The organism is Streptomyces sp. DT224, assembly GCF_049844595.1.
In the GTDB taxonomy this organism is placed as follows: domain Bacteria; phylum Actinomycetota; class Actinomycetes; order Streptomycetales; family Streptomycetaceae; genus Streptomyces.
In genome coordinates this window covers 28,897-55,437 of record NZ_JBNCLI010000011.1, presented here as the reverse complement: position 1 = coordinate 55,437, position 26,541 = coordinate 28,897, and the positions used below count along the sequence as shown (strand labels likewise).

Here is a 26,541-nt window from a genome sequence, read left to right as displayed (position 1 = left end):
CCACCCCCGTACGTACGATCGGACGACCGCGTCCGGAATCCCCAGCCAGTGACGGCCCGGCGCCGGAATCCGACACGGAAGGGGCCTTCCTCAGTGGAATCACCCACCCGGGGCGACGCCCTGGACCTGCGCGTCCTGCACGCGCTGGAGCTGGACGCCCGTGCGCCCTTCAGCCGGATCGCGGCCGTCCTCGGCGTCTCCGACCAGACGGTCGCGCGCCGCTTCCGCTCGCTGCGCGCGGAGGCGGGGCTGCGGGTGGTGGGGGTGCGGTGCGCGGCCTCCGAGGAGTCGTTCGAGCACTGGCTGCTGCGGGTGCGGTGCGCGCCGGAGGGCGCGATGCCGATCGCGGAGGCCCTGGCGAAGCGGCCCGACACGTCGTGGATCGGGCTGACGTCGGGCGGCACGGAGGTGACGTGCACGGTCAACGTGCGCAGCCGGAACGACGCGGACGACCTGCTCATCGGCAAGCTGCCGCGCACCCCGCACCTCGTGGACATCCGCGCGCACCAGCTGCCCCACCGGTTCTACGGGGGCCCCGCCGGCTGGCTCCACAAGAGCGGGGCGCTGACCCCGGAAGAGGCCGCCGCCCTCACCCCGACGCCCGCCCCCGCCCCGCCCGGCCCCGCCGTCATCACCGCCGACGACGAGCCCCTGGTCGCCGCGCTGGAACGGGACGGCCGGGCCACGTACCCGGAGCTCCGGCGGGCGACCGGCCTCTCCGAATCGGCGGTCCGGCGCCGGCTGGCCCGGCTGGTGGCCTCGGGGGCGCTGTACGTCGACGTGGAGTTCGACTCCGACCACATCGGCTACCGCGACGCGAGCATGCTGTACGTCACCGCCGCGCCCCGCGCCCTGCACGCGGTGGGCACGGCGCTGGCCACGGACCGGGAGGTGGCGTACGCGGCGGCCACCACGGGCCCGTCCAACCTCGTCGCGGTCGTGATCACCCGCGACTCGGCCCACTTGTACCGCTACCTCAGCGAACGCCTGGGCGGCCTGGACGGCGTCGAGCACGTGGAGTCGATGCCGCTGCTGCGCCGGGTGAAGCAGCTGACGTACGGGCCGTTCAGGGGGTAGCGGGGCCCGCAGCCGCTAAACTCGGAACGGCTCATACTTTGATCCGTTCCTACTTTACGGAGGACCAGTGGCCTTCACCGGACGCGGCCGCGAACTGCGCATCCTCGGGTCATGGCTGGAGCGGGTCGTCGCGGGCTCCGGCGGCGGTACCGGGCAGGCGCTGGTGATCAAGGGTCGGCGGCGGATCGGCAAGACGCGGCTGGTACAGGAGTTCTGCGCCCGGTCGGGCCGGCCCTACGTGTTCTTCCAGGCGACCCGCAGCCAGCCGGCACCGCTCGCCCGGAGAGCTCTGTTCGACGCGGTCGCCGGTGCTCAGGGGATGCGGGACCACGGCGCGGCGCTGGAGCACGCCGCCGCCCCCGAGGACTGGGTGCGGACGCTGGCCGCCGTCGGCGCCGCCCTGCCGTCCGACGAGCCGGTGATCCTCGTCCTGGACGAAGTCCCCTGGCTCTCGGAGGCGGACCAGGGCTTCGACGCGGCGCTGAAGACGGCCTGGGACATGCACCTGTCCGCCAAGCCGGTGCTCCTGCTGCTGCTCGGCTCCGACCTGGCGATGATGGACCGGCTGACCTCGTACGACCACCCGTTCTACGGGCGGGCGGGCCAGTACACCGTGGGGCCGCTCAGCCCGGCCGACGTACAGGACTCCACCGGTCTGGGCGCGGCAGCGGCACTCGACGCCTACCTCGTCACCGGGGGCTTCCCCGAGGTGGTCACCGGCTGGCGTACCGGCGAGCCGGTCGCCGCGTATCTCGACCGCCAGGTGGAGGACCCGTCGTCGGTCCTGCTCACGACGGGCGAGCGGTCCCTCGCGGCGGAGTTCCCCGCGCGTCTCCAGGCGGGCCGGGTGCTCCGGGCGATCGGCTCCGGCGAGCGCACGTTCTCCGGCATCGCCGCGAGCACGGGGGGCGCCGACGGCAGCCCCCTGGCGCACGGCACGCTCGCCCCGATACTGACCGAACTCACGGAGGCCAAGCGGATCGTGGCCGCCGACGTCCCGCTCTCCACACGGCCCGCCCACAAGCTCAAGCGCTACCGCATCGCCGACACGTACCTGCGCTTCTGGCTCGCCCACCTGGAGAACGCCGTCGCCCAGGCGGAGAGGGGCAGGGGCGAGTTCTCGGCCGCGCGCATCCAACGGTCCTGGTCCTCGTGGCGGGGCCGCGCGGTGGAGCCGGTGATCCGGGAGTCCCTGGCCCGCCGGGTTCCGGACGGCCTCTTCCCCGAGGCCGTGGAGACCGGCGGCTGGTGGAACCGGCAGAACAACCCGGAGGTCGACCTCATCGGCGCCGACGCCGCACCGGTGGCGGGTCGTGTCTGCTTCGTCGGCTCGGTGAAGTGGCGCGACGAGACCCCGTTCGGCGCCCGCGACCTCGCGGAACTCGCCGCCTCCGCCCAGCAGGTGCCCGGCGCCCAGGACGCCCCCCTCGTCGCGGTGAGCCGCGTGCCCCCGACGGACACAGCGGCGGATGGCCTGGCCGCGCACTGGGGCCCGGAGGACGTCATCGCGGCGTGGCGCTGAGCACCGCAGCGAGGAGAAGGTCGCCTGCCACGCCAGCCCTACACACGGCCCCAACTCCCAACGGGGCGGGGAGTCGACGCTGCTCAAACTCGCCGCCTCCGTCATCAAGCCCCGCTCCGGCACTGTCGCACTGGGCGGAACCGCAGCGGGTTCGAAGCTCTACCGGCGGTCTGTGGCATGGATGCCGCAAGATATCGTCCGCATGCCGTCTCTCACCGCACGTGAGTACGTCGCCTATCTCGGCTGGCTCAAGGGGATGAACCGTTCGGATGCCTGGCGTGAGGCCCGCCGGGCGTTGAACCGTGTCCATCTGTCCGACCAGTCCGACGTGAAGACCAGCCAACTTTCCGGGGGCCGGCTTCGCCGGGTCGGTGTCGCGGGCGCACTGGTCCACGATGCCCGCGTACTCCTTCTCGACGAGCCCACGGCGGGGATGGACCCTCATCAACGCCGGGTATTCCGCGACATCCTGAACAGCCTGACGCAGGATGTGCAGGTCTTGCTCTCCACTCACGACGTAGCCGATCTGGCCGAAGAGGCCGATCACGTCTCCGTTCTCCACAGCGGCCGCATTCTGTTCGACGGCGTCACGAGCGACTTCCTGGACCACGCCCCCACGGGCACGGCCTCCGGCCGGGTAGCGGAAGGTGCCTACACCGCGCTGCTCACCGGGCACGGCTTGGTCTGACGCGCGAGGGCCGAAACGTAAGCGCACGGGCCTGACCAAGTCGTTGCGCATCGCATGAATCTTTGCGTTGCCGATCACGAGTCTGCCGAGCCGGACCGCGTGGACCCAGCGGCACGGCGAACCCACCGAGGCTTCCGGGCTCCAGCTCCCGTCCTCGCTCACCCCATCGCCCCCGGCGACCGCAGCCACCCCCGGTCCCGCGCCAGCTCCCCTGCGACACGCAGGAGTTGGGCGGTCACCGGGCGGCCGCCCCGGCCCCGGGTGAGGAGGTGGAGTTCGATGGCCGCTCCCCCGGTCAGGGGGCGCCAGACGAGGCCGGCGGGGAGGGTGGGGGCGGCGGAGTCGCCGACGACCGAGACCGCCTCGCCCCGGGCCACCGGGGTGTGGCCGGCGTCGAACGTCAGGGGCCGCAGGAGGAGTTCGGGGCCGGCGCCCGCCTCGGCCAGGAGGGCGGTGATCGCGTCGTAGTGGCCCGGGTTGGCCTCGCGCGGGTGGATCAGGACGGTCTCGGCGGCCAGCTCGGCCGGGTCCACGGCGGGCCGCGCCGCGAGCCGGTGGGCGGCGGACATCAGGACGCCCTGCGGTTCCAGCCGTACGAGGGTCCGCACCAGCTCCGGCGTCGGCGGCGGGCAGCGGACCAGGCCCGCGTCGAGGGTGCCGTCGGCGACACCGGACAGGATCTCGGCGGTGGACAGCAGCCGGGTGTCGGCGGTGACGCCGGGCAGCCGGTCCGCCAGGGCGGCGAGCAGCGCGGGGGCCGTCTCGTAACTCGTACTCATGCTGTAGCCGAGCACCAGGGTGCCGCTCTCGCCCCCGGCGAAGCCGCGCACGTCGCGCCAGAGGCGGTCCGCCTCCTCGCAGAGGGCCGCGCCGCGCTCCATCAACAGCCGCCCGGCCTCCGTGGGTTCGACCGAGTGGGTGGTGCGGTCCAGGAGCCGGACGCCCAACTCCCGCTCCAGCTCCCGTATCTGGCGGCTGAGCGCGGGCTGCGCGATGTGCAGGCGCTCGGCGGCGCGGGTGAAGTTGCGTTCCCCGGCCACGGCCAGGAAATAGCGCAGGCGCCGTAGGTCCGACATGCCGAACAGCATATGACCTGCGGTGATGCCGGGCGGGTCTGGAGCGATCGGAAACAGGTCTTTCCCTGCGCGGCCCCGGTGTTCGTAGCGTCGGGGCAACACGGAGGAAGGGAATCACGCTCATGCACAGCACCCCCAAGGACGTCGTCCTCGACTACATGAAGACCCTCGCCGCGGGCGACACGGACCGGCTGAGGGCGTTCTTCGACGCCGATGCCACCTGGACGCTCGCCGGTGACCTCCCGGTCTCGGGCACCTGGACCGGGCCGGACGAGATCTTCGGCCGGTTCGTGGCGGCGATGACCGCCCGGCTGGTGCCGGAGACGGTGGAGATCGAGTTCCTCGGCGTCCTCGCGGAGGGCGAGCGAGTGCTCGCGGAGTGGCGGACGCGCGGGCTGACCCGGAAGGGCGCCCGCTACGACCAGCACTGCCTGGCCGTGTTCACCGTGCGCGGCGGCCGCATCGCCGCCGTCCGGGAGCACTTCGACACCCTCCACGCCCACAACGTCGTCTTCGCCTGAGGAGCCCAGGGATGCGCGCGCAACTCCCCGTCGCCGATGCGGGCGGCACCGTCCGTATCGGCGAGGCCCCCGAGCCCGTCCCCGCCGACGACGAGGCCCTGGTCGCCGTCGAGGCGTACTCGGTCAACCGCGGCGAGACCTTCCAGCTCGACGGGCGCCTCGACCGCCGGTGGCCCGGCTGGCGGCCCGGCAAGGACGTGGCCGGCACGGTCGTGCGGGCGGCGGCCGACGGCACCGGCCCGGCCGCCGGCACCCGCGTCGTCGCCCACCCGCCCGCGTACGGCTGGGCCGAGCGCGTCGCCGTCCCGGCGCACAGCCTGGCCCCGCTCCCCGACGGCGTCGACGCGGTGACGGCGGCGGCCCTCCCGCTGGCCGGGATCACCGCGCTGCGCCTGCTGCGCGCGGCGGGCCCGGTGGCGGGGCGGCGGGTCCTGCTCACCGGGGCGAGCGGGGGCGTCGGCCACTACGTCACCGAGCTCGCCGCCTCCTCCGGCGCGGAGGTGACGGCGGTCAGCGCGACCCGGGAGCGCGGGGCGCGGCTGCTGGAGCTGGGGGCCGAGGCGGTGGTGACCTCGCCGCAGGACGCGGAGGGGCCCTACGACGTGGTCCTGGAGTCGGTGGGCGGCGACTCGCTGCCGGCCGCGCTGGCCCGGCTGGCCCCGGGCGGCCTGCTGGTCTGGTTCGGCCAGGCGAGCCGCACCCCCGTCACGCTGGACTTCTTCGATTTCTTCGGCGGCCCCGCCCAAGCACGTATCGCCCACTTCGACTACACCCGCGCCGACACCACGTACGCGTCCGAACTCGCCACCCTGGTAAGGCTGGTGGCGGGTGGGCGGCTGCACCCGGAGATCGGCTCGGTCCGCGACTGGGCGCGCACCGGGGACACCGTCGCGGACATCCGGGCGCGCCGGGTGCGGGGGAACGCGGTGCTTACGGCCTCACCCGCGACGTCGCTCACCATCGCGGGTGAGGTCGTTACGGTGTGATGAGAAGTCGGGGCGGTGTACGGCGATGAGTCCGGGCCGTCCGGGGAGTCACCCCTTGCGTTGTCACCCATCACCGGGAGAAGAGCACCCATGGCTCAACTGCTGAAGGTCCAGAACTTCACCGTCTCCGCCGACGGCGTCGCCTGCGGGGAGAACCAGACCCTGGAGCGGCCCTTCGGCCATGTCGACCCGGGGCAGCTGTTCGCCTGGGCCGGGGCGACGGCGAGCTGGCCGAACCGGACCGACCCGGGCGGCAGCCGGGGCCTGGACGACTATCTGACCCGGGACTTCTCGCACAACATCGGCGCCGAGATCATGGGCCGCAACAAGTTCGGTCCGCAGCGCGGGCCCTGGGAGGACCACGAGTGGCAGGGCTGGTGGGGCGACGAGCCGCCGTTCCACACGCCCGTGTTCGTGATGACGCACCACGAGCGGCCCTCCTTCACGCTCTCCGACACCACGTTCCACTTCGTGGCCGGCGAGCCCGCCGAGGTCCTGGCGCGGGCCCGGGAGGCAGCGCAGGGCAAGGACGTCCGCCTCGGCGGCGGGGTGACGACCGTCCGGGAGTTCCTGGACGCCGACCTGGTCGACACCCTGCACATCGCGGTGGCGCCGCAGAAGCTGGGGTCGGGCCTGCGGCTGTGGGACTCGCCGGACGAGCTGCGCGACCGGTTCCACCTGGACGTCGTGCCCAGCCCGAGCGGGATGACGCACCACCTGTTCTGGCGGAAGTAGCCCGCCCGGACCGGGCGGGGAGGAAGGGCGTTGCATGATCATGCGAGATGATGCATAATCTTCCTATGTCCAAGGTCCTCACCTCCCTGCCCACCGGCGAACGCGTCGGCATCGCCTTCTCGGGCGGCCTCGACACCTCGGTCGCGGTCGCGTGGATGCGCGACAAGGGTGCCGTCCCGTGCACCTACACCGCCGACATCGGCCAGTACGACGAGCCCGACATCGCCTCGGTCCCGGGCCGCGCCAAGACGTACGGCGCCGAGCTCGCCCGCCTGGTCGACTGCCGCGCCGCACTCGTCGAGGAGGGCCTGGCCGCGCTGACGTGCGGGGCGTTCCACATCCGCTCCGGCGGCCGGGCGTACTTCAACACGACGCCGCTGGGCCGCGCGGTCACCGGCACGCTCCTGGTCCGGGCGATGCTGGAGGACGACGTCCAGATCTGGGGCGACGGCTCCACGTTCAAGGGCAACGACATCGAGCGGTTCTACCGCTACGGCCTGCTGGCCAACCCGCACCTGCGCATCTACAAGCCCTGGCTGGACGCCGAGTTCGTCACGGAGCTCGGCGGCCGCAAGGAGATGTCGGAGTGGCTGGTCGCCCACGGCCTGCCCTACCGGGACAGCACCGAGAAGGCGTACTCCACCGACGCCAACATCTGGGGCGCCACCCACGAGGCCAAGACGCTGGAGCACCTGAACACGGGCGTGGAGACCGTCGAGCCGATCATGGGCGTGCGGTTCTGGGACCCGTCGGTCGAGATCGAGACCGAGGACGTCACGGTCGGCTTCGACCAGGGCCGGCCGGTCACGATCAACGGCGAGAAGTTCGACACCGCCGTCGACCTGGTCCTGAAGGCGAACGCCATCGGCGGCCGCCACGGCATGGGCATGTCCGACCAGATCGAGAACCGGATCATCGAGGCCAAGAGCCGGGGCATCTACGAGGCCCCCGGCATGGCCCTGCTGCACGCCGCGTACGAGCGCCTGGTCAACGCCATCCACAACGAGGACACCCTCGCCCAGTACCACAACGAGGGCCGCCGCCTCGGCCGTCTGATGTACGAGGGCCGGTGGCTGGACCCGCAGGCGCTGATGGTCCGCGAGTCGATCCAGCGCTGGGTCGGCACGGCCGTCACCGGCGAGGTCACCCTGCGGCTGCGGCGCGGCGAGGACTACTCGATCCTCGACACCACGGGCCCGGCGTTCAGCTACCACCCGGACAAGCTGTCCATGGAGCGCACCGAGGACTCCGCCTTCGGCCCGGTGGACCGCATCGGCCAGCTCACCATGCGGAACCTGGACATCGCGGACTCCCGCGCCAAGCTGGAGCAGTACGCGGGCCTCGGCATGATCGGCACCGCCAACCCGGCCATCGGCGCGGCCCAGGCCGCCGCGACCGGCCTGATCGGCCAGCTCCCCGAGGGCGGCGCCGAGGCCATCGCCTCGCGCGGCGAGGTCTCGGACCAGGACGAGATGCTGGACCGCGCGGCGATGGAGTCCGGCACGGACTGACCCGCCCCGCACGGACGACGACCGGCCGGACACCCCTCGGGGTGCCCGGCCGGCGCTGTTCCATCGAGCAGCGGTCCGGGTCACCTGGGCCGCTTGTGCATCTCCCTGACGAGCCCGCCCGCTCCGCTGACGTCGACGTAGTCACCGGACGACACCGCGCCGCCCGTGGTGGACCAGCCCCCGAAGTTCCACCGCCAGTCGCCGTCGAGGGTCGCGGTGACCGTCGCCTTCAGCGCGCCCGTGGAGCTGGACCGCACGGTCTTCACGGTGGTGTACGAGGACGTGCCCCTGGGCCGGAACTGCAACCGGACGGACGCGTCCGCCACCCCGGTGTACGCGTGCTTCGCCCAGTCCGCCCGCTTGAGGGTGCCGGTCACCGTGACCGGCTTGCCCTTCGCCACCGGCTCGGGCGCGGCGTTGACGGTGGCCTTGGCATAGCGCCGGATCGGCACGCCGCCCGAGGCGGTGCCGTAGTCCTCGGCCACGAGGTGGTAGTCCTTCTCGAAGAGCCGCCCCACGAAGCCGATCTTCCAGGTGGTCGCGTCGTTGTTGGAGTCGAGCCGGTAGTACGGGTCGATGTAGAGGGACCCCTCGCAGTCCGCGATCAGGTCGCTCTTCTCGTAGCAGGTGTAGATCCCCATCTGGAGCCCGCCGCTGTCGGCGCCCTTCGCCGGCGTGGTCCCGTGGTAGAGAAACGGTTCCGCGTCGTAGGAGGCGTAGTCGGCCGTGTTCTGCCCCGGGGGGAGGGTGATCCGGAACGTGACCGAGGGCCTCTTCACCTCCGTGGTGCCCACCACGATGGGCTTCCCCCCGTTGACGACGACCCGCGACACGGTGATCCCGGTGTCGGCGGCCCGCGCCGTCGGAGCCGTGAACGCCGAGAGGGCCAGCGCCCCCGCGAGCGCGGCCACGGCCCCGGTTCTGCCTGCTTGCATGCGCACCTCGTTGCTGCGTAGGAGAAAGGCGGGCAGGCTACCAGCGCGCCGGAACCGGGCCCGCACCGGTCCACCCGCTCCCCCACGTGACCGAGCCCACCCTCCACGCCCGGCCGTCTCCCGCGACAATGAAGACGTGATCACTTCACCCGCACGGAGCCCCCGACGCGCCGAGCACGCGGCGACGCCGTACGTCGACCTCTCCCGGGCGGAGTGGAGCGCGCTGCGCGACAGGACTCCGCTGCCGCTGACCGCCGAGGAGGTCGAGCGGCTGCGCGGGCTCGGCGACGTCATCGACCTCGACGAGGTGCGGGACGTCTACCTGCCGCTCTCGCGGTTGCTGAACCTGTACGTGCAGGCCACCTCCGGGCTGCGCGGCGCCCTCAACACCTTCCTCGGGGACGCGGGCAACGGGCAGGGCGCGCAGCGCGGCACCCCGTTCGTCATAGGCGTCGCGGGCAGCGTCGCCGTGGGCAAGTCCACCACCGCGCGCATCCTCCGGGCGCTGCTGGCCCGCTGGCCGGAGCACCCCCGGGTCGAACTGGTCACCACCGACGGGTTTCTGCTGCCGATGAAGGAGCTGCACGCGCGCGGCCTGATGTCGCGCAAGGGGTTCCCGGAGTCGTACGACCGGCGCGCCCTCACCCGTTTCGTCGCCGACATCAAGGCCGGCAAGGACGAGGTCACCGCCCCCGTCTACTCCCACCTGATCTACGACATCGTGCCCGGCGAACGGCTCACCGTGCGCCGTCCGGACATCCTGATCGTGGAGGGGCTGAACGTCCTCCAGCCCGCCCTGCCCGGCAAGGACGGCCGCACCAGGGTCGGACTCGCCGACTACTTCGACTTCAGCGTGTACGTGGACGCCCGCACGGAGGACATCGAGACCTGGTACCTCAACCGCTTCCGCAAGCTGCGCGAGACGGCGTTCCAGGACCCGTCCTCGTACTTCCGGAAGTACACCCAGGTCTCCGAGGCGGAGGCGATGGAGTACGCGGCCACCATGTGGCGGACCATCAACCGGCCGAATCTCACGGAGAACGTGGCGCCGACCCGTGGACGTGCCACGCTGGTGCTGCGCAAGGGGCCCGACCACAAGGTGCAGCGGCTTTCGCTGCGCAAGCTCTGATCCCGGAAAGGGTGCACCGTGCTGCATCTGCGCCTGCTCGTGCCCGAAGACCGCACGGACGAGGTGACGGACCTGCTGGAGCGCACCGTCGGCACCGCCCACCTCGCGGTACTGCCGGGGGTCGCGCGTGACCCCGTGGGCGACATCGTGCTGTGCGACGTGGCACGCGAGGCGGGCGACGAGCTGATCGGGGCGCTGCGGCGGCTGGGGGTCGACCGGTTCGGGGCGATCTCCGTGGACGACGTGGACCTCACGCTCTCCGCGCGCGCCGAGCGGGCCGAGGAGGCGGCGCCCGGCGAGGGCGCGGACGCGGTGCTGTGGGAGGAGCTGTCCGAGGCGACCCACGAGGAGTCCACGTTCAGCGTCACCTACCTGGCGTTCCTCGCCGTCGCCACGATGCTCGCGGCCTGCGGTGTGATGCTCGACAACGCGATCCTCATCGTGGGCGCGATGGCGGTGGGACCGGAGTTCGGACCGCTGGCCGGGATCTCGACGGCGCTGGTGCAGCGCGCCCCGCGTCTGGTGTGGCGCTCGCTGTGGGCGCTGGTCGGCGGCTTCGCGGCGGCCATGGTGCTGACCGCCGGCTTCTCCTGGCTGATGGACCTGCTCGGGCTGTTCGAGGAGAGCATGATCGAGGCCGACCGGCCCAACACCTCGTTCGTCTGGCAGCCGGACTGGCTGTCGTTCGTCGTCGCGTTCCTCGCGGGCATCGCCGGGACGCTCTCGCTCACTTCGGCGAAGTCGGGTGCGCTGATCGGCGTCGCCATCTCGGTGACGACCGTCCCGGCCGCCGCCAACGCGGCGGTGGCCTTCAGCTACAGCGACTACACCCAGATGTCCGGGTCCGCGCGCCAGCTCGCGGAGAACCTCGGCGGCATCGTCCTCGCCGGCACGCTGACGCTCATCGCCCAGAAGGGGCTGTGGCGCGCGGCCCAGCGCCGCCAGCGCGTCCAGGAGCCCCCGGCGGCGAAGGACACGGCCGGTGACGGACCGGCAGGGTGAGGGCCGCCAAGTCTTCCGTAACCCCCACACGTGCCCGGCGGCGAGCTGATGGCAGTCTTCGGCCATGGCCGAAACCGGGGAAGTGATCTGCCGCGTTCCGTCACGGCGTGCGATGTGGTGGGGCGTCGGGGTGGGCGCGGCCGGAGCGGTCGTGGCCGCCCTGCGCGCGGGGCACCTCGGCGGCCCGCTCGACCCGTGGTTCGCGGTGGGGGTGCTGGTCGCCCTGGTGGGGCTGTTCTTCCTGTACGCGGCCACCGCGCGGCTCAGCGCGGGGGCGTACGGACTGTGCTCCCGGACCCTGTTGCGCCGCCGTACGGTGCCGTGGTCCCGGATCGTGGATCTGCGCCGGTACATCCAGAGGGGCCGGAACCAGGACGTCCACCGCGTCAGCGTGCTGCTGGACGACGGGCGCGCGTGGCGGCTGCCGCTGCCGGTGAGCGGGGACGGCACCACGGAGTTCGACGCCGACCTGGCGGCGCTGCGCGCGCTGCACCGCCGTTACGGGAGCCCCGCGTCGGACGGCGAGGCCCCCGTCATCACGTACCGGTCGGCGGGGCGCCGGCCCGTCACCACCTGGATCGTGTGCGCGGTGCTGCTCACCGCCTCGGCCGTGGCCGCGTCGTACGTGACGGACGCCGCGTCGGAGCAGCGGGCGTGGCGGGCGGCCGTGCCCTGCACCGCCGCCACCCCGGCCGCCGAGCGCCGCGACTGCCTGACCACGTTCCACGGGGTGATCGAGCGGACCGACGTCAATCACGGCAAGGGCACCAGCTGGCTGTACTTCACCGGCGACCGCCCGGTCCACCGGCTCGGGGTCTCCCGGGACGACGCCGCCGCCTTCCGCGCCGGGGAGAGGGTGGAGCTGGTCTTCTGGCACGGCTCGGCCAGGACGGTCACCGGCGAGCACCGGGTCTGGCACGACCACCTCGTCAGCCCCGGGGAACTCGCCGTCTTCTCCGCGCTCTGCCTGCTGGGCGCGGGATACGCGGGTGCCCGGCTGCTGGTCCGCAGGCGCGGGCGCGGGCTGCGGGACGACGAGCTGCTGCCCTCCGCCCTTCCGTTCGCAGGCGCGCTCGGCGTGACGGCCGGATGGCTGCTGCCCCTGCTCTACCTGCACTCCACGGACCCGCTGGGCTCGCCGCTGAGGGCCGTCTGGGCGGCGGCGGGCACGGCGGTCACCGCGGCCGGGCTCACCCTCGCCCGGCGCGCCACCCGCGTCCGTGTCCCGGGCGAGACCAGGGCCGCCGCCCCGGACGGGCGCGACCACTTCCTGGCCGCCCGGTTCCTGGAAGCCACCGCGTACAACCCGAACCACTTCGGCACCCACGTGGTCGTCGGCGGCGGCCCGCCGGCCGTGACGCCCCACTCGGGCCCCGGCCGCTTCGCCGCCCGCCGCATCCCCGCGGCACGGCTCACCGTCACGGCCGTGCGCCGGGCCCGGGGCAGCGACGGCGACACCGTCCCCCGGGACTGGCACATCGCGGAGCTGGACGACGCCGGCGCACCGGTCCGGCTGGCCGCCGCGCCCGCGGACCTGGCCCGGATCGTCGACGCGCTGGAGCGGGAACGCCGTGACGGCGGGCGGGCTCCGGACACGGCGACGCCCCGGCCGTGACACCGGGTCGGCCGCGGAAACGCCAGGAGGGCCCGGCTCGCGAGCCGGGCCCTCCCTGAAAGCGCGAGCCGGTCAGCCCAGCGCCGACTTCACGACGTCCGCCAGCTGCCCCGCCACCGTGCGGGCCTGCTCGATGTCCGCCGCCTCGACCATGACCCGTACCAGCGGCTCCGTGCCCGAGGGGCGCAGCAGCACGCGGCCGGTGGCGCCCAGCTCGCGTTCGGCCTCCGCGACGGCGGCGGCCACCTCCTGCGCGGTGTGCACGCGGGACTTGTCGACGTCCGGGACGTTGACGAGGACCTGCGGCAGGCGCTCCATGACCCCGGCCAGCTCGGCGAGCGGACGGCCCGTCGCGGCGACCCGGGCCGCGAGCATCAGGCCGGTCAGGGTGCCGTCGCCGGTCGTGGCGTGGTCCAGGACGATGACGTGGCCGGACTGCTCGCCGCCCAGCGCGTAGCCCTCGGCCTTCATGGACTCCAGGACGTAGCGGTCGCCGACGGCCGTCTGGACGAGCTGGATGCCCTCGCGCTCCATGGCCAGCTTGAAGCCGAGGTTCGACATCACGGTGCCGACCACGGTGTCCCGGCGCAGCTGTCCGGCCTCGCGCATGGCGAGGGCCAGCACGGCGAGGATCTGGTCGCCGTCGACCTCCTCGCCCGCCGCGTCCACGGCCAGGCAGCGGTCGGCGTCGCCGTCGTGCGCGATGCCCAGGTCCGCGCCGTGCTCCACGACGGCGGCGCGCAGCAGCGCCAGGTGGGTGGAGCCGCAGCCGTCGTTGATGTTCAGCCCGTCCGGCTCGGCGCCGATCGTGACGACCTCGGCCCCGGCACGGGCGAACGCCTCGGGCGAGACGTGGGCGGCGGCGCCGTGCGCCTCGTCCAGGACGACCTTGAGTCCGTCGAGCCGGTTCGGCAGGACGCCGATGAGGTGGGCGACGTACCGGTCGAAGCCCTCCACGTAGTCCGTGACGCGGCCGACGCCGGCGCCGGTGGGGCGGTTCCACGGCTCACCGGTGCGGTGCTGCTCGTACACCGTCTCGATGCGGTCCTCCAGCTCGTCGGCCAGCTTGTGGCCGCCCCGGGCGAAGAACTTGACACCGTTGTCCGGCATGGCGTTGTGGCTGGCGGAGAGCATGACCCCGATGTCGGCGCCCAGGGCACCGGTGAGGTAGGCGACGGCCGGGGTCGGCAGCACGCCGACGCGCAGGACGTCGACGCCGGCGCTCGCCAGGCCGGCCACGACGGCCGCCTCCAGGAACTCTCCGGAGGCGCGTGGATCGCGGCCCACCACGGCCGTCGGCCGATGGCCCGCGAAGGTGCCCGCCTCGGCCAGTACGTGCGCCGCGGCCACCGAGAGGCCGAGCGCGAGCTCGGCCGTCAGGTCCGCATTGGCGACACCGCGCACGCCGTCCGTGCCGAAGAGTCGTCCCACTGGTGTCCTCCGAAAGTGCTCCGAAACGCAAAAGTCAGATCACGCAACCAACAAGCCTATGAACGCCTTATGTCGTTATATGCCCGAGGATGTCGATAAACGAACGCCCCGGCAGCACGAAGAAGTGCCGCCGGGGCGAACGTGTAACGCGGATGAGCAGGCGGTTTAGCGCTTGCTGTACTGCGGGGCCTTGCGGGCCTTCTTGAGACCGGCCTTCTTGCGCTCGACCGCACGGTCGTCGCGGGAGAGGAAGCCGGCCTTCTTCAGGGTCGCGCGGTTGTTGTCCACGTCCGCCTCGTTCAGCGCGCGGGCCACGCCCAGGCGCAGGGCGCCGGCCTGACCCGAGACGCCGCCACCCGCGATGCGGGCGATGACGTCGTAGCGGCCGTCGAGCTCGAGCACCTTGAAGGGCTCGTTGACTTCCTGCTGGTGCACCTTGTTCGGGAAGTAGCTCTCGAGGGTGCGACCGTTGATCTTCCACTTGCCGGTGCCCGGAACGATCCGGACGCGGGCGATCGCGTTCTTGCGACGGCCCAGGCCGGCGGCGGGCTGCGGGTCGCCGAAGCGGCCGGCGAGCGACTCGGAGGTGTACTCACCCTCGACGGGGACCTCGGACTCGAAGGTGGTCACCTCGGCGAAGGTCTCCTCGCCCTCGGTGCCCTCGGCGGTCTCAACAGTGGTCTCGGCCACGATTCTCCTCAGATCTTTCTTTATGTCTTTGGGGGGAGGCCGGAACTACTGCGCGACCTGGGTGATCTCGTACGGGACCGGCTGCTGCGCAGCGTGCGGGTGCTGGTCGCCCGCGTAGACCTTCAGCTTCGAGATCATCTGACGGCCCAGGGTGTTCTTGGGGATCATGCCCTTGATGGCCTTCTCGACGGCCTTCTCGGGGTTGTTCGCGAGCAGGTCGTCGTAGCGCACGGAGCGCAGACCGCCCGGGAACCCGGAGTGGCGGTACGCCATCTTCTGGGTCCGCTTGTTGCCGGACAGGTGAACCTTGTCGGCGTTGATGATGATGACGAAGTCGCCCATGTCCATGTGGGGGGCGTAGATCGCCTTGTGCTTGCCTCGCAGGAGGTTCGCAGCCGTGGTGGCGAGACGGCCCAGGACGACGTCCTGCGCGTCAATGATGTGCCACTGGCGAGTCACATCGCCGGGCTTGGGGCTGTACGTACGCACTTCGTAGCCTTCGCTTCTTCAGTGGATGGGGTCCAGACACACGACACCTCTGAAGCGATCATGCAGCTGGGGCACACAATGCCGGGACGACGCCCGTATGCGAGCCACTGGTAACTGCTCCAGAGAACCTGCGCACGGGCTCTGCGCGTCGTGCAGACGCAACCCATACGCATAACAAACGTCGAGACTACCCGTCCGGCCCCGGACGGGTCAAAACGCGCCCGGCGCCAGGTCCTACCGGGCCCGCTCGACCCGCCGCTCGTCCCACACCGGCTCCGACGTCTCCCGAACGACCCCGTCCGAGCCGAAGACCAGGTAGCGGTCGAAGCTCTTCGCGAACCACCGGTCGTGCGTCACCGCGAGCACCGTGCCCTCGTACGCCTCCAGACCGTCCTGCAACGCCTCCGCCGACTCCAGGTCCAGGTTGTCCGTCGGCTCGTCCAGCAGCAGCGCGGTCGTGCCGGACAGCTCCAGGAGCAGGATCTGGAACCGGGCCTGCTGCCCGCCGGACAGCTTCTCGAACGGCTGGTCCCCCTGCCGCTCCAGCTCGTAGCGGCGCAGCACGGACATCGCCCCGCCCCGGTCCTTCGCGTGCTCGGTCCACAGGATGTCGACCAGCGTGCGGTTCAGCAGCTCCGGGTGCGCGTGGGTCTGCGCGAAGTGGCCGGGCACCACCCGCGCACCGAGCTTCCACGTCCCCGTGTGCGCGACGGGTTCGCCCGCCAGCAGCCGCAGGAAGTGGGACTTGCCGGACCCGTTGGAGCCGAGGACCGCGACCCGTTCCCCGTAGAAGACCTCCAGGTCGAACGGTTTCATCAGGCCCGTCAGCTCCAGGCCCTCGCAGGTCACCGCCCGCACCCCGGTCCGGCCGCCGCGCAGCCGCATCCGGATGTCCTGCTCGCGCGGCGGCTCCGGCGGCGGGCCCGCCTCCTCGAACTTCCGGAACCGGGTCTGCATCGCGTGGTAGCGGCTCGCCATGTCGGGGCTGATCGCCGCCTGCTGGCGCAGCCGGTGCACGAGCGCCTTCAGCCGCTTGTGCTCCTCCTCCCAGCGCCGCAGCAGCTCCTCGAAGCGGGCGAACCGCTCCTTGCGGGCCTGGTGGTACGTGTCGAAGCCACCGCCGTGCACCCAGACGTCGCTCCCGGCCGGGCCCGGCTCCACGCTGACGATCTTCTGCGCGGCGCGGGACAGCAGCTCCCGGTCGTGGGAGACGAAGAGCACCGTCTTACGGGTCTCCCTCAGCCGCTCCTCCAGCCACCGCTTGCCGGGGACGTCCAGGTAGTTGTCCGGCTCGTCCAGGAGCAGCACCTCGTCGGGGCCCCGCAGCAGGGCCTCCAGGACCAGCCGCTTCTGCTCACCGCCGGACAGCGTGCGCACCTCGCGCCACTGCGCCTTCTCGTACGGGACGCCGAGCGCGGCCATCGTGCACATGTCCCAGACCGTCTCGGCCTCGTACCCGCGCGCCTCCGCCCAGTCGCTCAGCGCCTGCGCGTACGCCATCTGCGCGGCCTCGTCGTCCACGCTGAGGATGCGCTCCTCGGCCCGGTCGACGGCGAGCGCGGCCTCCCGGATACGGGGCTGCGCGACGGAGACCAGCAGGTCGCGCACGGTGCGCTCGTCGCGGACCGAGCCGACGAACTGGCGCATCACGCCGAGCCCGCCGCTCACCGACACCGAGCCGCCGTGCGGCTGGAGCTCGCCGGCGAGCAGCCGCAGCAGGGTGGTCTTGCCGGCCCCGTTCGCCCCGACGAGGGCGACGACGGCACCGTCGGCCACCCGGAACGAGGCATCGCCGAGCAGCACCCGCCCGTCCGGAAGGTAGTACTCAAGGTGGCCCGCTTCGAGATGTCCCATGCAGAGCATTGTCACGGGCGGCGAAGGCTCGGCCCAACCGGATTACGGTCGGTCAGGGCCTGTCGTCCGGATCAGGCCCGCTCCCTGATCCGGCCTGACCCGAACGAAAGGCCCTAGGATGCGCGGCATGAGCTTTGGGGACGGGGGGCCCTTCCAGGGGCCCGAGGGGCCGGGGAACGGCAGTACTCCCGACTGGGAGGCGCTCGCCGACGCCTCCGCGGCCCGCGCCAGGCGCAAGAAGTGGCTGCTGATCGGCGGCGGCGCCCTCGCCACGGCGGCCGTCGCCGCGGCCGTGGCGACGGCGGTGGTCTCGGTGAACGGCGACGGCTCCCGCCGCGACACGGGGAAGCACGCGAGTGAGCTCCCCACGGCGGACGACCTGCCCACCGAGCTCCCCGCCCCCGAACCGTCCTTCTCCTCCATGGCGCCCCCGCCCCCGCCGGACCCCCGGGACTACATAGCCGATGTGGAGAAGGACCGGCTGCCGGTCGACGTCGACGCCTTCTTCCCCGGCGACCGGCTGACCGCCGAAGGCCGTACGTACGCCAGGGGCGCGACCCACCGCACCAAGCAGTGCGCGGCGACCGCTCAGGGCGCGCTGGGCGCGATCCTCACCGCCAACGGCTGCGACCAGGTCATCCGGGCCACGTACAGCCGCAACGGCGTGGCGGTCACCGTCGGCATCGCGGTCTTCGACACGGAGGCCCAGGCGAAACGCACCGCGCGGCTGGCGACCGGCGGCCTGGCCTCGCTGAGCGGGCCGGGCGTCCCGGTCTTCTGCCGCGACGGCGTGATCTGCCGCCGCACCGCGAATTCCTACGGCCGCTACGCGTACTTCACGGTCGGCGGCTTCACGGACGGCCGCAACGCCACCAAGGCCGACAAGGACGTGTACACGACCGGCGACGACCTCACCGACTACACGTTCCGCCGGATCCGCCACCGCGGCGAGGTCCAGGCGTCGGCCGCCGCCGACATCACGACCACGTAGTGCCGCGTCAGCCAAGGTTTGCCCGGTGAGGAGCGGCGTCAGGTGCGTGCTCTCGGCGTGCCGGCCGAAAGCCCTCGTACGGGACGTACTCGGGCTTCCGGCCGGTGCGGCGAGAGTGCGTGCATGGCGTCGCGACGGGGCGAACCTTGGCTGACGCGGCACTAACAGCAGCCCGCCCCGGGCAGCGTCCGCACGTTGCGTGCCTCCACCGCGCGCGCCGCCAGCAGCTCGTCGGCCGGGTACGCGACCTCCTCCAGCGTCAGCCCGTGCGGGCGTACCACGTGCACCCCGGGGTCGCGCACCCCGGCCGCGAGCACCTCGGCCGGCCACGGGTCGGGGCGCCGCCCGTCGCCCACGAAGAGCATCGCGCCGACGAGGGCGCGCACCATGTTGTGGCAGAACGCGTCCGCCTGCACCGTCCCGGTGATGATCCCGGTCTCCCGGTCCCGCACCCAGTGCAGCTTCTGGAGCGTCCGGATGGTCGTCGCGCCCTCGCGCTTCTTGCAGTACGCCGCGAAGTCGTGCTCCCCGGTCATCCGGGCCGCGGCGGCGTTCATCACGGCCACGTCCAGCGGCCGGTCGTGCCAGAGCACGTGGCCCCGGACCAGGGGGTCGACGCCGCCGGGGCGGTCGGCGACGCGGTACGCGTACCGGCGCCACAGGGCGGAGAACCGGGCGTTGAACCCGGGCGGCGCCTCCTTGACCCGCCAGACCCGCACATCGGGGGCCATCCGCCCGGCGAGCCGCCTCAGCAGCTTCTCCTCGTGCTCGGCCCACACCTCGTCCGGCAGATCGACATGGGCGACCTGGCCCCGGGCGTGCACCCCGGCGTCGGTACGGCCGGCCACCGTGAGGTCGTACGTGCGCGAGGAGCGGGTCACGGTCCGCAGCGCGTCCTCGATCTCGCCCTGGACGGTCCGCCGCGCGGTCTGCTTCGCCCAGCCCGAGAAGTCCTTGCCGTCGTAGGCCAGGTCCAGCCGTACCCGTACGAAGCCGGGCTCCACCTCGTCACTCACCAGCGCATCCTCTCAAGATCCCGCACAGCCGAACGGGCCCGCACCGCCCCGGAGGGTGATGCGGACCCGTTCAGTGGTTCCGGAACGCTCAGGCGTCCTGCGCGTCCTCGACGGACTCGACCGGGGTCTCGTCCTTCTTGGCCGCGTCTTCCTTGACCGCACGCTTGGTGGCGGCCTCGGCCTCACCGGTGGCCTGCTGCGCCACGGTCAGCGCCTCGACCAGCTCGATGACGGCCATCGGGGCGTTGTCGCCACGACGGTTGCCGATCTTGGTGATGCGGGTGTAACCACCGGGGCGGTTCTCGTACCGCGGGGCGATCTCGGTGAAGAGCGTGTGGACGACGCCCTTGTCCGTGATCGACTCCAGCACCAGGCGACGGTTGTGGATGTCGCCCTTCTTCGCCTTGGTGATGAAACGCTCCGCGACCGGACGCAGGCGGCGGGCCTTGGCCTCGGTCGTGGTGATGCGGCCGTGCTCGAACAGCGACTTCGCGAGGTTGTTGAGAAGAAGCTTCTCGTGCGCGGCGCTGCCGCCCAGACGGGCACCCTTGGCGGGCTTCGGCATGGGTTTCTCCTTGTGTGCTGCACCGGCCGTATCAGGTACCGGTGTCAGTTCCCACGCGACGGTCGTCACGCGGAAGTGTGTGCTGTCGCCGCACCGACATCACTGCGAGTCGGCGTCCGCACCCGAGATCCGGGCATCACCCCGAAGACCGAGCGCGTCGGCACCCGAAATCCGGGCCTCAGCCCGAAAATCCAGCCCGTCCGGCGATTGAGGACAAAAGCCCTCGCCCGGACCGGGGCACCCAGCAGAACCGGGCGCCCGGCCGGAAGGCGTACTAGTACTGCTCGGTCTCCACGAAACCGGCGTCCGCGTCGTCGTCCGCGCCGAAGGCGTCGGCCGCGGCGGTCGGGTCGAAGCCGGGAGGCGAGTCCTTCAGCGCCAGGCCCATACCGGCCAGCTTCGCCTTGACCTCGTCGATCGACTTCGCACCGAAGTTGCGGATGTCGAGCAGGTCCGCCTCGGAGCGGGCCACCAGCTCGCCCACCGAGTGGATGCCCTCGCGCTTCAGGCAGTTGTACGAGCGGACCGTGAGCTCCAGCTCCTCGATCGGCAGCGCCAGGTCCGCCGCGAGCGCGGCGTCCGTCGGCGACGGGCCCATGTCGATGCCCTCGGCGTCGATGTTGAGCTCGCGCGCCAGACCGAACAGCTCGACCAGGGTCTTACCGGCCGACGCCATCGCGTCACGCGGACGCATGGCCTGCTTGGTCTCGACGTCGACGATCAGCTTGTCGAAGTCGGTGCGCTGCTCGACACGGGTCGCCTCGACCTTGTACGTGACCTTGAGCACCGGCGAGTAGATGGAGTCGACCGGAATGCGGCCGATCTCCTGGCCGACCTGCTTGTTCTGGACGGCGGAGACGTAGCCGCGACCGCGCTCGACGGTCAGCTCCATCTCCAGCTTGCCCTTGCCGTTCAGCGTGGCGAGGACGAGGTCCGGGTTGTGCACCTCGACACCGGCCGGCGGGGCGATGTCCGCGGCGGTGACCAGGCCGGGGCCCTGCTTGCGCAGGTACATCACGACGGGCTCGTCGTGCTCCGAGGAGACGACCAGCTGCTTGATGTTGAGGATGAGGTCGGTCACGTCCTCCTTGACGCCCGGCACGGTGGTGAACTCGTGCAGGACACCGTCGATGCGGATGCTGGTGACAGCGGCACCCGGGATCGAGGAGAGGAGCGTGCGGCGCAGGGAGTTGCCGAGCGTGTAGCCGAAGCCGGGCTCCAGCGGCTCGATGACGAACCGCGAGCGGAACTCGTCGACGACCTCTTCGGTCAGCGACGGACGCTGAGCGATCAGCATGATGTGAGTCCTTCAGTCGTGGGCACCCACTATTTGATGCCCGACAGATGTAACAAGGGTACGGGCGGTACGCCTCGGAAGAGGTGTACCGCCCGGACCCGGCGCTACTGACGCACGGCCGTCACCGGCCGTGACGGCTCAGACGCGGCGACGCTTCGGCGGACGGCAGCCGTTGTGCGGCGTCGGGGTGACGTCCTGGATCGAGCCGACCTCGAGGCCGGTGGCCTGGAGGGAGCGGATCGCGGTCTCGCGGCCGGAGCCCGGACCCTTCACGAAGACGTCGACCTTGCGCATGCCGTGCTCCTGCGCGCGGCGGGCGGCCGACTCGGCGGCCATCTGCGCGGCGAAGGGGGTGGACTTGCGCGAGCCCTTGAAGCCGACGTGGCCGGCGGAGGCCCAGGAGATCACGTTGCCCGTGGGGTCCGTGATCGAGACGATCGTGTTGTTGAACGTGCTCTTGATGTGCGCGTGGCCGTGAGCGACGTTCTTCTTTTCCTTGCGGCGCACCTTCTTGGCTGCGCCCTGACGACCCTTGGGGGGCATGTCTTGACTCCAGATGGAGAGGGGAGGTGATCGGTCCTACAGCGAAGACCGCTGGTTGCTGCGGTGGCCGGGAAGCCGGTCGCCCGCAGTGCGTCCGCTGAGGACTACTTCTTGCCGGGCTTCTTCTTGCCGGCGATCGCGCGACGCGGACCCTTGCGGGTACGGGCGTTGGTGCTGGTGCGCTGGCCGTGGACCGGCAGACCGCGACGGTGACGGAGACCCTGGTAGCAGCCGATCTCGACCTTGCGGCGGATGTCGGCCTGGATCTCGCGGCGGAGGTCACCCTCGGTGCGGAGGTTGGCGTCCACGTACTCGCGGATCTTGACCAGGTCCTCTTCGGCCAGGTCGCGAACGCGGGTGTTCGGGTTCACGCCGGAGGCGGCGAGGATCTCCTTGGACCGGGTGCGCCCGATGCCGAAGACGTAGGTGAGGGCAACCTCCACGCGCTTTTCGCGCGGGATGTCAACACCTGAAACGCGTGCCATTCAATGGCTCCAGTTGTTAAGTCGGGGGTCTTCCGCAGAACCACTCCCGACCGCCGACCCCTCGCTGGGAGAGGTGGTACGCCCGGGTCCCCGGCCCCCGCCGGAGGTGCCGTCAGCCGTGGCTTGGACGGGTTCTGCGTATGTACGTGTTACGTGCGTCGCGCGAACTGCGAGATGCAGGGGGTCGTGCGTCAGCCCTGGCGCTGCTTGTGGCGCAGGTTGTCGCAGATGACCATGACCCGGCCGTGACGGCGGATCACCTTGCACTTGTCGCAGATCTTCTTGACGCTCGGCTTGACCTTCATGGGATGTCAGGTTCTCCGGGTCAGTGCCCACGTCCGCACGGAAGCGGACGGCGGCAAGATCTACTTGTAGCGGTAGACGATCCGGCCACGCGTCAGGTCGTACGGAGAGAGCTCCACGACGACCCGGTCATCCGGGAGGATGCGGATGTAGTGCATACGCATCTTGCCGCTGATGTGCGCGAGGACCTTGTGACCGTTCTGGAGTTCCACCTTGAACATGGCGTTCGGGAGGGACTCGATCACGGTGCCCTCAATTTCGATGGCACCTTGCTTCTTGGCCACGCTTCGCCCTTCGAATCGGCTACCTTGATCGACTTTCGTTCTTCGTATGCGGGCACACGGATGCACGAGAGCCGACGAGTCAGTCTACGTCAGCGAACCCCCGAATGCGAATCCGTCAAGTTTGCCCAGCCTGGGAGATCCTTAGACCTCCCCGCGGACCCCAATCAGCCCAGGGGATCGGGAGCCGCCTCCACGCCGTACTGCGCCAGCTTCGCGCGGCCGCAGTCCGGGGCGGTGAGGACCAGGGGGCCCTGCTCCGTCAGGGCGATGGAGTGCTCCCAGTGCGAGGACCAGGTGCCGTCCGTGGTGATGACGGTCCACTCGTCCTCCAGCACCTCCGTGTGCGGGGTGCCCAGCGAGACCATGGGCTCGATGGCCAGGCAGAGGCCCGGAACCAGCTTGATGCCCTTGCCGCGCTTGCGGGAGACGTAGTTCAGCAGGTGCGGGTCCATGTGCATCTCGGTGCCGATGCCGTGCCCGCCGTAGTCCTCGATGATCCCGTACTTGCCGGTGGCCGGGCGGGGCTGGCGGCGGATGTAGGACTCGATCGCCTTCGAGATGTCGACGAGGCGGTTGTTGACCTTCATCGCGGCGATGCCGGCCCACATCGACTCCTCGGTCACCCGGGAGAGCTCGACCAGCTCCGGAGCGTGCCCCGTGCCCACGAAGGCGGTGTACGCGGCGTCGCCGTGCCAGCCGTCCACGATCGCCCCGGCGTCGATGGAGATGATGTCGCCGTCCTTGAGGACCGTCTTGTCGTCCGGGATGCCGTGGACGACGACCTCGTTCACGGAGGTGCAGATGGTGGCGGGGAACCCGCCGTACCCGAGGAAGTTCGACTTCGCGCCGTGGTCGGCGATCACCTTGCGGGCGACCTGGTCCAGGTCGCGGGTGGTGGCGCCGGGCACCGCCGCCTCACGGGTGGCCGCGTGGATGGCAGCGACCACCAGCCCCGCCTCACGCATCTTCGCGATCTGCTCGGGGGTCTTGATCTGCACCATGCTGCGGCGCCTTTCCGGTGGGACGGGTGACGGGGGGAGGGCTTCCACGATACGCCGCGGCAAGCAGTCGGCCGCGGCGTCCGAGGACGCCGCGGCCGGCTTGTACTGCGCTTACGACAGGGTCGGAGCTGCGCTCAGTCCTCCGCGGACTTCTTCAGCGCCGCCATGGCCCGGTCGGTCACGTCGGTGACCTTCCCGAGTGCGGAGATGGTGACCACCAGGCCCTGCGCCCGGTAGTAGTCGATGATCGGCTCGGTCTGCGTGTGGTAGACCTCCAGCCGGGTACGCACCGTCTCCTCGGTGTCGTCGTCGCGCTGGTACAGCTCGCCGCCGCAGGCGTCGCAGACGCCCTCGGCCTTCGGCGGGTTGTACGTGACGTGGAAGACGTGCGCGCTGTCGTTGCGGCAGATGCGGCGACCCGCGATCCGCTTCACGACCTCGTCCTCGGGGACCTCCAGGTCGAGCACGGCGTCCAGCTTCACGCCCTCGTCCTTCAGCATCACGTCCAGGGCTTCGGCCTGGCCCACGTTGCGCGGGAAGCCGTCGAGCAGGAAGCCGTCGACCGCGTCCGGCTGGGACATGCGGTCCTTGGCCATCCCGTTCGTCACCTCGTCCGGCACCAGCTGCCCGGCGTCCATGTAGGCGCGGGCCTGCTTGCCAAGGTCGGTGCCCTGGCTGATGTTGGCGCGGAAGAGGTCGCCCGTGGAGATGTGCGGAATCGACAGGTTCTTGGCAAGGTACGCGGCCTGCGTTCCCTTGCCGGCACCCGGCGGGCCGACGAGGACGATTCGCATCAGCGGAGGAACCCTTCGTAATTGCGCTGCTGGAGCTGACTCTCGATCTGCTTCACGGTCTCCAGACCCACACCCACGATGATGAGGATGCTCGTCCCGCCGAACGGGAAGTTCTGGTTGGCGCCACCGCCGAAGCTTGCCAACGCCATCGTCGGCACCAGAGCGATCAGACCCAGGTACAGCGAGCCCGGCCAAGTGATCCTGTTGAGCACATAGCTCAGATACTCGGCAGTAGGTCGACCAGCCCGGATACCCGGGATGAAGCCACCATACTTCTTCATGTTGTCGGCCACTTCCTCGGGGTTGAACGAGATCGCCACGTAGAAGAAGGCGAAGAACACGATCAGCAGGAAGTAGACCGTCATGTAGATGGGGTGGTCGCCCTTGGTCAGGTTGTCCTGGATCCAGATCGCCCAGCCCGCCTTGGAGTTGGAGAACTGGACGATCAGGGCCGGGATGTAGAGCAGCGACGAAGCGAAGATGACGGGGATCACACCCGCCTGGTTCACCTTCAGCGGGATGTAGGTGGAGGTGCCACCGTACGAGCGGCGTCCGATCATGCGCTTCGCGTACTGCACCGGGACGCGGCGCTGGGCCTGCTCGACGAAGACGACGAGGGCCACCATGACGAAGCCGATGAGGATGACGGCGGCGAACTCGATCCAGCCGTCCGCCAGCTTGCCGCTCGTCTTGATGGCCCACATGGCCGACGGGAAGGTCGCGGCGATCGAGATGAACATCAGGATCGACATGCCGTTGCCGATGCCGCGGTCGGTGATGAGCTCACCGAGCCACATGACGGCGGCGGTGCCGGCGGTCATCGTGATGACCATCGTGATGGTCGTGAACAGCGAGTCGTTCGGGACGATCTGGTCGGCGACCGGGCAGCCGCTGAACAGGGCGCCGCTACGGGCGGTGGCGACCAGGCCGGTGCCCTGGAGGATGGCGAGCGCGACCGTCAGATAACGCGTGTACTGCGTGATCTTCGCCGTGCCGGACTGCCCCTCCTTCTTGAGCGCCTCGAGTCGGGGGATGACCACGGTCAGCAGCTGGAGAATGATGCTGGCCGTGATGTACGGCATGATGCCGAGCGCGAAGATCGTGATCTGCAGCAGCGCACCACCGCTGAACATGTTCACCAGGCCGAAGAGGCTGTTGTTGCCCTTGCTGGCCTGATCAACACAGGTCTGGACGTTCTCGTAGCTCACGCCCGGTACCGGGATGTGGGCCCCGAGCCGGTAGAGCACGATGATGCCGAGAGTGAAGAGCAGCTTCTTGCGCAGGTCGGGCGTCTTGAACGCCCGGGCGAAGCCGGTGAGCACGGTGCCTCCTGCGACCCCCGCGCAGAGCGTAGAGGTGACGGTCTTGAGGATCGACGGATACGAAAAAGCCAAGGAGCCCGGACGCGTGCGCCCAGGGGATACCACAGCAACGGACGCCACCTTACCGGCGTACATGCCCCCCTAGGAACGACCAACCGGGGATGCCCCATTTGAGAGGCATCCCCGGTCGGATGTTCAGGTCACCGAAGTGTCCGAGTTGTCTCAGACCAGTTCGGTGACGGTACCGCCGGCGGCGGTGATCTTCTCCTTGGCGGAGCCGGAGACGGCGTCAACCGAAACCTGCAGCGCCACGGAGATCTCGCCCTGTCCGAGGACCTTGACGAGGTGGTTGTTGCGCACGGCACCCTTGGCGACCAGGTCGGCCACCGTGACCTCTCCACCCTCGGGGTAGAGCGTCGCGAGCTTGTCCAGGTTCACGACCTGGTACTCCGTGCGGAACGGGTTCTTGAAGCCCTTGAGCTTCGGCAGACGCATGTGGAGGGGCATCTGCCCACCCTCGAAGCGCTGCGGAACCTGGTAGCGGGCCTTGGTGCCCTTGGTGCCACGACCAGCGGTCTTACCCTTGGACGCCTCACCACGACCCACACGGGTCTTGGCGGTCTTGGCGCCCGGGGCAGGCCGGAGGTCATGGGCCTTCAGCGGCTTGTTCTCCGCCATG

The 26,541-nt window shown here is 70.9% G+C and carries 28 protein-coding genes; 11 read left to right on the top strand and 17 right to left on the bottom strand.

All coding sequences use genetic code 11. The annotated features are described in order from the left end of the window. The first annotated feature begins 93 nt into the window (after positions 1-93). The 3 genes from ACLQ2N_RS26485 (at position 94) to ACLQ2N_RS26475 (ending at position 3,287) form a co-directional block, all read left to right on the top strand. The gene (locus tag ACLQ2N_RS26485; protein ID WP_425816627.1) at positions 94-1,077 is read left to right on the top strand and encodes an Lrp/AsnC family transcriptional regulator; all 984 of its coding nucleotides are present in this window, start codon (positions 94-96) and stop codon (positions 1,075-1,077) included. Between the two features lie 67 nt (positions 1,078-1,144). After that, complete coding sequence (locus ACLQ2N_RS26480; RefSeq protein ID WP_425816626.1) at positions 1,145-2,599, top strand: ATP-binding protein; 1,455 nt, start codon at positions 1,145-1,147, stop codon at positions 2,597-2,599. Continuing rightward, entirely contained in the window at positions 2,547-3,287 is a 741-nt protein-coding gene (locus ACLQ2N_RS26475) for an ATP-binding cassette domain-containing protein (protein ID WP_425816625.1), read from the top strand. The genes ACLQ2N_RS26480 and ACLQ2N_RS26475 overlap by 53 nt, the downstream gene beginning before the upstream one ends. A gap of 158 nt (positions 3,288-3,445) precedes the next feature. Here ACLQ2N_RS26475 and ACLQ2N_RS26470 read toward each other — a convergent pair whose 3' ends face one another. Continuing rightward, positions 3,446-4,363 carry a LysR family transcriptional regulator gene (locus tag ACLQ2N_RS26470; RefSeq protein WP_425816624.1) on the bottom strand — a complete coding sequence of 306 codons (918 nt, stop codon included), beginning with the start codon at positions 4,361-4,363 and terminating at the stop codon, positions 3,446-3,448. Positions 4,364-4,485: 122 nt separating this feature from the next. Here ACLQ2N_RS26470 and ACLQ2N_RS26465 point away from each other — a divergent pair, with 122 nt between their 5' ends. The 4 genes from ACLQ2N_RS26465 (at position 4,486) to argG (ending at position 8,116) form a co-directional block, all read left to right on the top strand. After that, positions 4,486-4,884, top strand: a complete 399-nt coding sequence (locus tag ACLQ2N_RS26465; RefSeq protein WP_425816623.1) for a nuclear transport factor 2 family protein — start codon at positions 4,486-4,488, stop codon at positions 4,882-4,884. 11 nt (positions 4,885-4,895) lie between these two features. After that, positions 4,896-5,870 carry a zinc-binding dehydrogenase gene (locus ACLQ2N_RS26460; RefSeq protein WP_425816622.1) on the top strand — a complete coding sequence of 325 codons (975 nt, stop codon included), beginning with the start codon at positions 4,896-4,898 and terminating at the stop codon, positions 5,868-5,870. A 90-nt stretch (positions 5,871-5,960) separates the two neighbouring features. After that, complete coding sequence (locus tag ACLQ2N_RS26455; protein WP_425816621.1) at positions 5,961-6,605, top strand: dihydrofolate reductase family protein; 645 nt, start codon at positions 5,961-5,963, stop codon at positions 6,603-6,605. A 65-nt stretch (positions 6,606-6,670) separates the two neighbouring features. Continuing rightward, on the top strand, positions 6,671-8,116 hold the full coding sequence (argG, locus tag ACLQ2N_RS26450) for an argininosuccinate synthase (protein ID WP_425816620.1): 1,446 nt from the start codon (positions 6,671-6,673) through the stop codon (positions 8,114-8,116). 80 nt (positions 8,117-8,196) lie between these two features. On the opposite strand, the gene ACLQ2N_RS26445 is transcribed toward argG, so the two are convergent. Then, positions 8,197-9,051, bottom strand: coding sequence for a hypothetical protein (locus tag ACLQ2N_RS26445; RefSeq protein ID WP_425816619.1), 855 nt, complete (start codon positions 9,049-9,051; stop codon positions 8,197-8,199). Positions 9,052-9,187: 136 nt separating this feature from the next. Here ACLQ2N_RS26445 and coaA point away from each other — a divergent pair, with 136 nt between their 5' ends. The 3 genes from coaA (at position 9,188) to ACLQ2N_RS26430 (ending at position 12,797) form a co-directional block, all read left to right on the top strand. Then, positions 9,188-10,180: a type I pantothenate kinase gene (gene coaA, locus ACLQ2N_RS26440; RefSeq protein ID WP_425816618.1), complete on the top strand. Its 993-nt coding sequence runs from the start codon at positions 9,188-9,190 to the stop codon at positions 10,178-10,180. Positions 10,181-10,198: 18 nt separating this feature from the next. After that, entirely contained in the window at positions 10,199-11,182 is a 984-nt protein-coding gene (locus tag ACLQ2N_RS26435; protein WP_425816617.1) for a DUF389 domain-containing protein, read from the top strand. 64 nt (positions 11,183-11,246) lie between these two features. After that, on the top strand, positions 11,247-12,797 hold the full coding sequence (locus ACLQ2N_RS26430; RefSeq protein WP_425816616.1) for a PH domain-containing protein: 1,551 nt from the start codon (positions 11,247-11,249) through the stop codon (positions 12,795-12,797). Positions 12,798-12,869: 72 nt separating this feature from the next. On the opposite strand, the gene glmM is transcribed toward ACLQ2N_RS26430, so the two are convergent. From glmM to ACLQ2N_RS26410, 4 genes are all read right to left on the bottom strand, one after another. Beyond that, positions 12,870-14,228 carry a phosphoglucosamine mutase gene (gene glmM, locus ACLQ2N_RS26425; RefSeq protein WP_425816615.1) on the bottom strand — a complete coding sequence of 453 codons (1,359 nt, stop codon included), beginning with the start codon at positions 14,226-14,228 and terminating at the stop codon, positions 12,870-12,872. Positions 14,229-14,393: 165 nt separating this feature from the next. Then, positions 14,394-14,918 carry a 30S ribosomal protein S9 gene (gene rpsI, locus ACLQ2N_RS26420; protein ID WP_164399959.1) on the bottom strand — a complete coding sequence of 175 codons (525 nt, stop codon included), beginning with the start codon at positions 14,916-14,918 and terminating at the stop codon, positions 14,394-14,396. 45 nt (positions 14,919-14,963) lie between these two features. Then, positions 14,964-15,407: a 50S ribosomal protein L13 gene (gene rplM, locus ACLQ2N_RS26415; RefSeq protein WP_328901797.1), complete on the bottom strand. Its 444-nt coding sequence runs from the start codon at positions 15,405-15,407 to the stop codon at positions 14,964-14,966. Positions 15,408-15,641: 234 nt separating this feature from the next. Then, positions 15,642-17,270, bottom strand: a complete 1,629-nt coding sequence (locus tag ACLQ2N_RS26410; protein WP_425817095.1) for an ABC-F family ATP-binding cassette domain-containing protein — start codon at positions 17,268-17,270, stop codon at positions 15,642-15,644. Positions 17,271-17,388: 118 nt separating this feature from the next. Here ACLQ2N_RS26410 and ACLQ2N_RS26405 point away from each other — a divergent pair, with 118 nt between their 5' ends. Then, a complete protein-coding gene (locus ACLQ2N_RS26405) occupies positions 17,389-18,252 on the top strand; it encodes a hypothetical protein (protein ID WP_425816614.1) in 864 nt (287 codons plus the stop codon). Between the two features lie 161 nt (positions 18,253-18,413). Here ACLQ2N_RS26405 and truA read toward each other — a convergent pair whose 3' ends face one another. The 11 genes from truA to rplO form a co-directional block, all read right to left on the bottom strand. Beyond that, positions 18,414-19,268, bottom strand: a complete 855-nt coding sequence (truA, locus tag ACLQ2N_RS26400) for a tRNA pseudouridine(38-40) synthase TruA (RefSeq protein ID WP_425816613.1) — start codon at positions 19,266-19,268, stop codon at positions 18,414-18,416. Positions 19,269-19,356: 88 nt separating this feature from the next. After that, entirely contained in the window at positions 19,357-19,833 is a 477-nt protein-coding gene (rplQ, locus tag ACLQ2N_RS26395; RefSeq protein WP_365678549.1) for a 50S ribosomal protein L17, read from the bottom strand. Between the two features lie 274 nt (positions 19,834-20,107). Continuing rightward, positions 20,108-21,130, bottom strand: a complete 1,023-nt coding sequence (locus ACLQ2N_RS26390; protein ID WP_003966937.1) for a DNA-directed RNA polymerase subunit alpha — start codon at positions 21,128-21,130, stop codon at positions 20,108-20,110. A 138-nt stretch (positions 21,131-21,268) separates the two neighbouring features. After that, positions 21,269-21,673 carry a 30S ribosomal protein S11 gene (gene rpsK, locus ACLQ2N_RS26385; protein ID WP_003948617.1) on the bottom strand — a complete coding sequence of 135 codons (405 nt, stop codon included), beginning with the start codon at positions 21,671-21,673 and terminating at the stop codon, positions 21,269-21,271. 104 nt (positions 21,674-21,777) lie between these two features. Beyond that, complete coding sequence (gene rpsM / locus ACLQ2N_RS26380) at positions 21,778-22,158, bottom strand: 30S ribosomal protein S13 (RefSeq protein WP_018101211.1); 381 nt, start codon at positions 22,156-22,158, stop codon at positions 21,778-21,780. A 191-nt stretch (positions 22,159-22,349) separates the two neighbouring features. Next, a complete protein-coding gene (gene rpmJ / locus ACLQ2N_RS26375; protein ID WP_003956441.1) occupies positions 22,350-22,463 on the bottom strand; it encodes a 50S ribosomal protein L36 in 114 nt (37 codons plus the stop codon). Between the two features lie 60 nt (positions 22,464-22,523). Further along, the gene (gene infA / locus ACLQ2N_RS26370) at positions 22,524-22,745 is read right to left on the bottom strand and encodes a translation initiation factor IF-1 (protein WP_003956442.1); all 222 of its coding nucleotides are present in this window, start codon (positions 22,743-22,745) and stop codon (positions 22,524-22,526) included. 164 nt (positions 22,746-22,909) lie between these two features. Continuing rightward, a complete protein-coding gene (map, locus tag ACLQ2N_RS26365) occupies positions 22,910-23,746 on the bottom strand; it encodes a type I methionyl aminopeptidase (protein ID WP_425816612.1) in 837 nt (278 codons plus the stop codon). A 134-nt stretch (positions 23,747-23,880) separates the two neighbouring features. Then, positions 23,881-24,540 (bottom strand): adenylate kinase, encoded by a 660-nt coding sequence (locus ACLQ2N_RS26360; RefSeq protein WP_425816611.1) that lies wholly within the window; start codon positions 24,538-24,540, stop codon positions 23,881-23,883. Beyond that, positions 24,540-25,862 (bottom strand): preprotein translocase subunit SecY, encoded by a 1,323-nt coding sequence (gene secY, locus ACLQ2N_RS26355; protein WP_425816610.1) that lies wholly within the window; start codon positions 25,860-25,862, stop codon positions 24,540-24,542. Before secY ends, ACLQ2N_RS26360 begins: the two co-directional genes overlap by 1 nt. Before the next feature lie 222 nt (positions 25,863-26,084). Beyond that, positions 26,085-26,540 (bottom strand): 50S ribosomal protein L15, encoded by a 456-nt coding sequence (rplO, locus tag ACLQ2N_RS26350; RefSeq protein WP_018101215.1) that lies wholly within the window; start codon positions 26,538-26,540, stop codon positions 26,085-26,087. Position 26,541 lies beyond the last annotated feature (1 nt).

Coding starts and splice junctions, on each gene's coding strand:
- ACLQ2N_RS26465 (WP_425816623.1), top strand. CDS start 4,486: ATGCACAGCACCCCCAAGGACGTCGTCCTCGACTACATGAAGACCCTC.
- ACLQ2N_RS26445 (WP_425816619.1), bottom strand. CDS start 9,051: ATGCAAGCAGGCAGAACCGGGGCCGTGGCCGCGCTCGCGGGGGCGCTG.
- ACLQ2N_RS26410 (WP_425817095.1), bottom strand. CDS start 17,270: ATGCTCTGCATGGGACATCTCGAAGCGGGCCACCTTGAGTACTACCTT.
- ACLQ2N_RS26455 (WP_425816621.1), top strand. CDS start 5,961: ATGGCTCAACTGCTGAAGGTCCAGAACTTCACCGTCTCCGCCGACGGC.
- rpsK (WP_003948617.1), bottom strand. CDS start 21,673: ATGCCCCCCAAGGGTCGTCAGGGCGCAGCCAAGAAGGTGCGCCGCAAG.
- ACLQ2N_RS26430 (WP_425816616.1), top strand. CDS start 11,247: ATGGCCGAAACCGGGGAAGTGATCTGCCGCGTTCCGTCACGGCGTGCG.
- rpsM (WP_018101211.1), bottom strand. CDS start 22,158: ATGGCACGCGTTTCAGGTGTTGACATCCCGCGCGAAAAGCGCGTGGAG.
- map (WP_425816612.1), bottom strand. CDS start 23,746: ATGGTGCAGATCAAGACCCCCGAGCAGATCGCGAAGATGCGTGAGGCG.
- ACLQ2N_RS26470 (WP_425816624.1), bottom strand. CDS start 4,363: ATGTCGGACCTACGGCGCCTGCGCTATTTCCTGGCCGTGGCCGGGGAA.
- ACLQ2N_RS26390 (WP_003966937.1), bottom strand. CDS start 21,130: ATGCTGATCGCTCAGCGTCCGTCGCTGACCGAAGAGGTCGTCGACGAG.
- ACLQ2N_RS26475 (WP_425816625.1), top strand. CDS start 2,547: ATGGCCTGGCCGCGCACTGGGGCCCGGAGGACGTCATCGCGGCGTGGC.
- argG (WP_425816620.1), top strand. CDS start 6,671: ATGTCCAAGGTCCTCACCTCCCTGCCCACCGGCGAACGCGTCGGCATC.
- rplO (WP_018101215.1), bottom strand. CDS start 26,540: ATGGCGGAGAACAAGCCGCTGAAGGCCCATGACCTCCGGCCTGCCCCG.
- ACLQ2N_RS26405 (WP_425816614.1), top strand. CDS start 17,389: ATGAGCTTTGGGGACGGGGGGCCCTTCCAGGGGCCCGAGGGGCCGGGG.
- rpmJ (WP_003956441.1), bottom strand. CDS start 22,463: ATGAAGGTCAAGCCGAGCGTCAAGAAGATCTGCGACAAGTGCAAGGTG.
- ACLQ2N_RS26460 (WP_425816622.1), top strand. CDS start 4,896: ATGCGCGCGCAACTCCCCGTCGCCGATGCGGGCGGCACCGTCCGTATC.
- ACLQ2N_RS26360 (WP_425816611.1), bottom strand. CDS start 24,540: ATGCGAATCGTCCTCGTCGGCCCGCCGGGTGCCGGCAAGGGAACGCAG.
- rplQ (WP_365678549.1), bottom strand. CDS start 19,833: ATGCCGAAGCCCGCCAAGGGTGCCCGTCTGGGCGGCAGCGCCGCGCAC.